A 6,643-nucleotide genomic window follows, 5' to 3' on the forward strand; every position below is an offset into this window, starting at 1 on the left:
TGTGGCTTCGGCGCTCCCGGTCCGCGGACCTGGGCGCGGCCGGTGCGGTTCGCGGGCCGCGAGTGGGCGATGGTCGGGGTGCTGGTCGCCATCGGCGTCGTCTCGGTCGGCGTGGCCCTGACTGCAGGGACCTGGCGTGCCTGAGCGCTCGTGGCCGGACGCACCCGCCGGGGGAGTGGGACCCGACGCGACGCCCGGACCGGCGCGCGACCCCGCGCTCGGATCGGCGCTCGACCCGGCGCTCGTCGACGGGCTCGCGGCCGCCGCGGCCGGGGCTGCTGCTGCCACCGGTCGGCGCCTCGTCGTGCTGGTCGACGGGCGCTCGGGCACCGGGAAGACCACGCTCGGTGACGCGCTCGCGGCGCGGCTCGGCGCAGTCGTCGTGCACCTCGACGACGTCTACCCCGGGTGGGACGGGCTGCGGGCGGCCTCCGACGCGGTCGTGTCCGACCTGCTCGGGACGCCGTCGGGGTACCGGCGCTGGGACTGGGAGCGGTCCGAGCCCGCGGGGTGGGTGGCGATCGAGCCCGACGCGCCGCTGGTGGTCGAGGGGTGCGGGGCGTTGTCCCGGGCCTCCGCTCCGCTCGCGGCCCTGAGGGTGTGGCTCGAGGCCGACGACGAGGTCCGTCGTGACCGCGCGATCGGCCGCGACGGCGAGGTGTTCGCCCGCGAGTGGGAGCGCTGGGCCGCGCAGGAGCGGGCGTTCATCGTCGCCGAGGCGCCCGCGGAGCTCGCCGACGTGCTCGTCCGGACCTAGGGGCGGGCGCGGCCCGGTGCCGGCGGCTGGGCCAGCTACCCCGCCGGGTCGAGGGGCCGGCGGCGAGACTCGGGCTGGCCGACGACCCTCGCGGCCCGGAGCCCGAGCCCCGTCGCTCAGCCCGAGACTCGCGTCGGCACGACTGCCGGCTACGCCCAGCCGAGCTCGTGCAGACGAGCGTCGTCGATGCCGTAGAAGTGGCCGATCTCGTGGACGAGCGTCGTGTGCACCTCGTCCCGGAGCTCCTCGACGGTGTCGCACTCCTCGAGGTGCTGCTTCCGGAACACCACGATCCGGTCCGGGAGCTCGCCGAACCCGTACTGCCCGCGCTCGGTCGCGGCGACTCCGTCGTAGTACCCGAACAGGTCGGAGCCGTCCTCGGGTTCGTCCTCGACAACGAACACCACGTTGTCGAGCCCGTCGACCATCTCGTCGGGCAGCAGGTCGAGCTCGTCGGTCACGAGCTGCTCGAACGCGTCGGCGGACATGTCCATCACAGATCGATCGTGGCACACGAGCCTGATCGAGGAGCCCGGCCCATGAGTCGCTTGCCCAGGCCTTGCGCGGGACGTTCCACACAGATCCAGCTTGCCCAGGCGAAGGGCAGCGTCAGGAGGACTGTCACGACCGCGATCACGAACGGCGGCGTGTCCGGTGCCCGGAGCACGTGCGCGAGCAACTGCCCCACGGGCCATCCGTAGAGGTAGAGCCCGTACGACACATCGTTCCTGCTGCCGATTGCCTTGCCGCGCAGGTGTGTGGCGGCGAAGATGAGGAGGTACGCGAACGGGATCGGGGCGACGATGTCGCTCACTCCGATCGCAGCACTGCCGACGACGACCGCGCCCGCGGCCGCTGCGAGCAGGCGATGGTCCGGCACGTGGTCGCGCAGCATGAAGAGCATCGAGCCGGCGACGAAGCAGGCAGCCGGTCGGAGGCCGATCTCGATCCCGTGTGCGATCGACACCGCCCCGAGGTGATCGAGTGCCATCGCTGAGGAGAGGACCACGAGGAGTCCGGCCGATCCGACCACGCGGACCCGCGTCCGGAAGACCGCGATGATCCCGGCCAGGATGTAGCAGCAGAACTCGTAGGCGAGCGTCCAGGCCACTCCGTTCCAGCTGCCGGGGAACGGGACGTCGTCAAGGGTCCCCGAGATGTCGGGGGTGACGATCTTCAGCCCGAGGTTCGACACGACGAACTGCAGTGCCACGGCGAAGTCCCATCTGGTCTCGCCGAACAACAGCACCGAGGCCGGAGCGAACACGAGCGCCGTGACCAGCATCGCGCAGAGGTAGGCGGGGTATATCCGGAGGAAGCGGCGTACCAAGAAGGAGGGAAACGGGAGGCGCACGGCGCTTCCGGTGATGAGGAAGCCGGACACGGCGAAGAACGCCGCTACTGCGGCAGCGCCCAGCTCGATGTCTCCCAAGTGTGGCCTCGGCTCCCACCCGCCGATCTGCCAAGCGTGCGCGAGGATGACGACGCAGGCGAGCCCGACGCGCATCAGGTTCAGCGCGTTCCGCCTCGGGTCGAAGGTCTGTCCGATCGCCTCGGCTCGCGTCAAGGACGCACTGCGCGCGTGGACAGGCTGGATCTCGGCCACGGGGCCCACCGACCCAGAAGCGACGTGCTCACAGGGGTCGACAACGCCATCTCGCAACATGTCACCAGTGTCGCACATCTGATATGAAATACAAGGCGCTTGGTGTTTCGTGCTGGAGAAGCAGAGAAGGCCCCGTCCTCTCGGACGGGGCCTTCTCGAACTGGGGTGAGTAACGGGTCTCGAACCCGCGACCTCCTAGACCACAACCAGGCGCTCTACCAACTGAGCTATACCCACCATGTACACGCTGGCGGACCGGCGCGACCACTCAATAGTAGTACATGCGGGAGGTCCCACCGACCACGCGTGTCGCTGCTCGTGTCTCCGCTCGTGACTACTCGCCGGCGGGCTGCGCGAGCCGCGGTTCCCACTTCTCGACGACGTCGGCCGCGACGGCGCGGACGTCCTCGGTCGTGGGGCCGGGCTCGGGGATGAAGCCCGCACGGCGGTAGTACTCGAGTTCGCGGATCGACTCGAGGATGTCCGCGAGGGCACGGTGCCCACCGTGCTTCTCCGGCGCGTTGAAGTACACGCGCGGGAACCAGCGACGGCAGAGCTCCTTGATGCTCGACACGTCCACGCTGCGGTAGTGCAGGTGCCCGTCCACGCGCGGCATGTACTTCGACAGGAACGCGCGGTCCGTGCCGATCGTGTTGCCCGCCAGCGGGGCGCTGCCCTCGGCCGGGACGTGTTCGAGGATGTACTCGAGCACCTGGTACTCGGCGTCGGCCAGGGAGACGCCGTCCGGGATCTCCTCGAGCAGACCCGACGTCGTGTGCATGTTCGTCACGAACTCGTTCATGTTGTCGAGCGCCGACTGGTCCGGCTTGATGACGATGTCGAAGCCGGGGTGCACGGGGACGAGGTCGAAGTCCGTGACGACGACGGCCACCTCGACGAGCTCGTCGACCTCGAGGTCGAGGCCCGTCATCTCGCAGTCGATCCAGACGAGGCGGTCGTTCGCAGTTGCCATGTCCCCGATCCTATTCCGCGCGTGCGACGCTCCCGCGCCGGTGGTGTGCGGCTGTGGAGCGAGGGTGGCCCTGCGCGCCCGGTCACCGCGAGCGGGCGGAACCTGCATGCGTTGGTGAGATGTTCGCGAGCGGGCGGAATCTGCATGCGTGGGCGGGCCCGCTGGCTGGTTCCGTCCCTTCGCGACGGGACCGGTCCGCCGGAGGCGAGCCGCGCCTCCAGGCCGAGGGCGAGTCCGGCTCAGGTGTTGGCGAGCGGGCGGAACCTGCGCGTGGGGGCTGCCCCGCGGCCCGGTTCCGCCCCTTCGCGACGCGACCGGTCCGCCGGAGGCGAGCCGCGCCTCCAGTCCGACGTGAATCCGTCCAACGTGTTCGCGAGCGGGCGGAACCCGCGCAGAGCGAGCCGTCCCGGGAGCGAGATTCGCCCGTTCACGACGAGCGGCACGGACCGTCGGGCGAATCGCTCAGATCCGCCCTCACGAGCGGGCGGAACCAGCGCCCTGGGATCGGAGCGACAGCAGCATTCCGCCCGCTCGCGTGCGAGTGACGGAGGCTGCCGCTCCGAACAGTGGAGCGAGCGGGCGGAACGAGCGAGGGGGCGGAGCGGAGCGATTCGCTGGCCGCCACCCCGGACTGGAGGCTCCCCGTGCGTCCGACGATCTGCTCCGGCCCGTCCCCGGTCACCCGCGCGGGCGGAAGCTGCCGGGCGGTCTGCTCCCGGCCTGCGTGTTCCGCCCGCTCGAGCGGCTCGCGCGGCTCACGCGGCTCCAGCCCGGAGCCCGCGTCCTGCCCGGGGTCAGCGTCCCTCCCGAACCCGAACCCGAACCCGAACCCGAACACGACGAACGGGCGGGAACCACGACCGGACCAGAGTCCGCTCGCGGTTCCCGCCCGCTGTGCAGGGAACCGTCAGGCTCAGATCATCTCGCCCGCCGAGATCGCCTCGGCCTCGACGCGCTCCGGCTCCGCCCCGTCGTCGACCCGCCGCAGCACCTTCGTGGTCAGCACGACGACCACGAACGCGACCGCCACCGAGATCCCGGCGAACACGTACGCAGCCGCGGGCGAGAATTCGTCCGCCAGCAGCGTCGCCACGGGCGGGGCGATCGCACCGCCGATGAAGCGCACCGCGGAGTACGCGCTCGACGCCACCGAGCGGGGGAGGTCCGTCGCCTCCATCACGCACTCCGTGAGCACGGTGTTGAGGACACCGAGCACGAGTCCGCCGATAACCACGCAGATGATCAGCCCGACCTGCGAGGTCACGACGACCGCCGCGGCGAACAGGTCGAGGGCGAGCAGCGGCAGCGCGATCTTCAGGACGGTCGTGCGGCGCATGCGTGCGGTGAGCATCGGCGCGACCCAGACCGAGGTGATCGCCAGCCCGACGCCCCACCCGAAGAACGTGAAGCCGATGCCGAGCGCGCCGAAGCCGAGCGGGAACGGCGTGTACGCGAGGAGCACGAAGAACCCGATGTTGTAGAAGAGCGCGGTCACGGCGAGTGCCGCGAGTGCCGGCTGTCCGAGGGCACGGAACGGCGCCGAGAGCTTGGTCGGTGTCGGCTTCTCGAGCCCCGAGGACTTGAGCAGCACGACGACGGCGATGAACGCGATCGCCATCAGGGTGGTGACGCCGAAGAAGGGTCCGCGCCAGCTCACCGAGCCGAGCAGACCGCCGACCAGGGGGCCTACCGCGATGCCGAGCCCGAGTGCTGCCTCGTACAGGATGATCGCCGAGGCCGTGCCGCCCGAGGCCGCGCCGACGATGGTCGCGAGCGCGGTGGAGATGAAGAGCGCGTTGCCGAGGCCCCATCCGGCCCGGAAGCCGATGATGTTCCAGACGCTGCCCGAGGTCGCGGCGAGCACCGAGAACACGACGATGAGCGCGAGCCCGATGAGCAGCGTGTTCTTCGCGCCGATGCGGCTCGACACCCAGCTGGTGAAGAACATCGCGACGCCGGTGACGGCGAGGTAGCTCGTGAAGAGCAGCTCGGTCTGCGCGGCGGTCGCGTGCAGCGACGTCGCGATCGCGGGCAGGATCGGGTCCACGAGGCCGATGCCCATGAAGGCGACGACGCAGGCGAACGCGATCGCCCAGACCGCGGACGACTGCTTGAGGATGCTGCCGGACGCAGCGGGTGCGTGGGCGTTCACGCGTGGATCTCCGTTCTGGTGGGGTTCGTGGTGGTGCGCGAAGCGATGATGGCGGCGGCGTCGCGCAGGACGTCCCAGTCGTCGTCGTCGAGGTCGGCGAAGACCGGTCCGACCGAGCCGGCGATCGTCGCCCGCCAGGTGGCGAGCCGCTCGCGGCCCGTGTCGGTCAGCTCGATGAGCTGGCCGCGGGAGTCGTCGGGGTCGACGGTGCGCGAGAGGAGCCCGTCGGCGAGCATCCCGGAGACGATCCGGGTCATGGTCGGCTGCGCGACGCGTGACGCGGCCGCGAGTTCACCGAGGCGCAGGGGCTGGTCGGTCTCGAGGATGCCGAGCGTGCGCCAGACCGCGGCCGAGGTGGCGTCGCCCGAGGCTCGCGCCGCGGCGCGGACGAGGCGGTTGACCGAGACGATCAGCGTCTCCAACGTCTGCGCCCGAGATGATTCCATGTGCAAACTATATAGCGGTGCTATGCATCCGTCAACAGGGCGCCCCTGGTACAAGGGACGCATGAGCGACATCACCATCCACGAGGGCGACGAGTACACCGCGATCTTCCACGGCGGTCCCTTCGACGGCACGACCGACACCCGCACCGCCACGAGCGACGCGGTCGACGACGAGGTCACGGTGTACGCGGACGTCGAGGGCCTGCAGACGGCCTTCACCTACAAGGCCACCAAGACCCGTCAGGTGCTCGACCAGACCTCGGTCGAGTACGAGTACGATGCCGCGGACTCCGACCCGGTCGACGACCTGCAGGACCGCGGCGACCGCAGCGGCGAGTTCGACCGGGAGTAGATCCCGCGCCGCGCAAGTTGCACCGTTCCGTGCAGCTCGACCTCTGGACCTCCGCCTTCTGCGCACCGTGCGCAGCCGCCCGCCGCGTGACCGGCGAGGCCGCGGCGCTCGTCCCCGGGCTCCGGGTCACGGAGCGCGACGTCGCGGCACACCCCGACACCGCAGAGGACCTCGGCATCCGTTCGACCCCCACGATCATCGTGCGGCGGGAGGACGGTGCCGAGGTCTTCCGTTCTCCGGGCGTCCCCTCGCGGGACCAGCTGCTGGTGGCGGTCGCGAAGGCGCTCTGACCGGCCCGCCGAGAGGCGCGGTGCCCGCCCGCCCCGCCGGTCGCCACGCTGCCGTCCCCGGCCGGGA

8 protein-coding genes and 1 tRNA gene are annotated in these 6,643 nt (G+C 70.8%); 3 read left to right on the top strand and 6 right to left on the bottom strand.

Features of this window, described 5'->3' with window-relative positions; all coding sequences use genetic code 11:
* Positions 1 to 136: 136 nt before the first annotated feature.
* Positions 137 to 757: an ATP-binding protein gene (locus D8M35_RS14780; RefSeq protein WP_238638256.1), complete on the top strand. Its 621-nt coding sequence runs from the start codon at positions 137 to 139 to the stop codon at positions 755 to 757.
* A 149-nt stretch (positions 758 to 906) separates the two neighbouring features.
* On the opposite strand, the gene D8M35_RS14785 is transcribed toward D8M35_RS14780, so the two are convergent.
* The 6 genes from D8M35_RS14785 to D8M35_RS14810 all read right to left on the bottom strand — a co-directional run bounded on the left by D8M35_RS14785 (position 907) and on the right by D8M35_RS14810 (position 5,934).
* Positions 907 to 1,251, bottom strand: coding sequence for a metallopeptidase family protein (locus tag D8M35_RS14785; RefSeq protein ID WP_126892533.1), 345 nt, complete (start codon positions 1,249 to 1,251; stop codon positions 907 to 909).
* Positions 1,251 to 2,363 (bottom strand): acyltransferase, encoded by a 1,113-nt coding sequence (locus tag D8M35_RS14790; RefSeq protein WP_161972683.1) that lies wholly within the window; start codon positions 2,361 to 2,363, stop codon positions 1,251 to 1,253. Before D8M35_RS14790 ends, D8M35_RS14785 begins: the two co-directional genes overlap by 1 nt.
* 161 nt (positions 2,364 to 2,524) lie before the next feature.
* Positions 2,525 to 2,600, bottom strand: a tRNA-His gene (locus D8M35_RS14795).
* A 97-nt stretch (positions 2,601 to 2,697) separates the two neighbouring features.
* Positions 2,698 to 3,336, bottom strand: coding sequence for an oligoribonuclease (gene orn, locus D8M35_RS14800; RefSeq protein WP_126892527.1), 639 nt, complete (start codon positions 3,334 to 3,336; stop codon positions 2,698 to 2,700).
* A 913-nt stretch (positions 3,337 to 4,249) separates the two neighbouring features.
* Positions 4,250 to 5,488 (bottom strand): MFS transporter, encoded by a 1,239-nt coding sequence (locus D8M35_RS14805; RefSeq protein WP_126892528.1) that lies wholly within the window; start codon positions 5,486 to 5,488, stop codon positions 4,250 to 4,252.
* Entirely contained in the window at positions 5,485 to 5,934 is a 450-nt protein-coding gene (locus D8M35_RS14810; protein ID WP_161972684.1) for a MarR family winged helix-turn-helix transcriptional regulator, read from the bottom strand. Before D8M35_RS14810 ends, D8M35_RS14805 begins: the two co-directional genes overlap by 4 nt.
* A 61-nt stretch (positions 5,935 to 5,995) precedes the next feature.
* Between D8M35_RS14810 and D8M35_RS14815 the strand changes: the two genes are divergently transcribed.
* Both D8M35_RS14815 and D8M35_RS14820 read left to right on the top strand, forming a co-directional pair.
* The gene (locus D8M35_RS14815) at positions 5,996 to 6,286 is read left to right on the top strand and encodes an oligoribonuclease (RefSeq protein WP_126892530.1); all 291 of its coding nucleotides are present in this window, start codon (positions 5,996 to 5,998) and stop codon (positions 6,284 to 6,286) included.
* 29 nt (positions 6,287 to 6,315) lie between these two features.
* A complete protein-coding gene (locus D8M35_RS14820) occupies positions 6,316 to 6,576 on the top strand; it encodes a co-chaperone YbbN (protein ID WP_126892531.1) in 261 nt (86 codons plus the stop codon).
* Positions 6,577 to 6,643: the final 67 nt, after the last annotated feature.

The sequence above is a fragment of the Curtobacterium sp. HSID17257 genome, from assembly GCF_003989515.1.
Taxonomy (GTDB): domain Bacteria; phylum Actinomycetota; class Actinomycetes; order Actinomycetales; family Microbacteriaceae; genus Curtobacterium.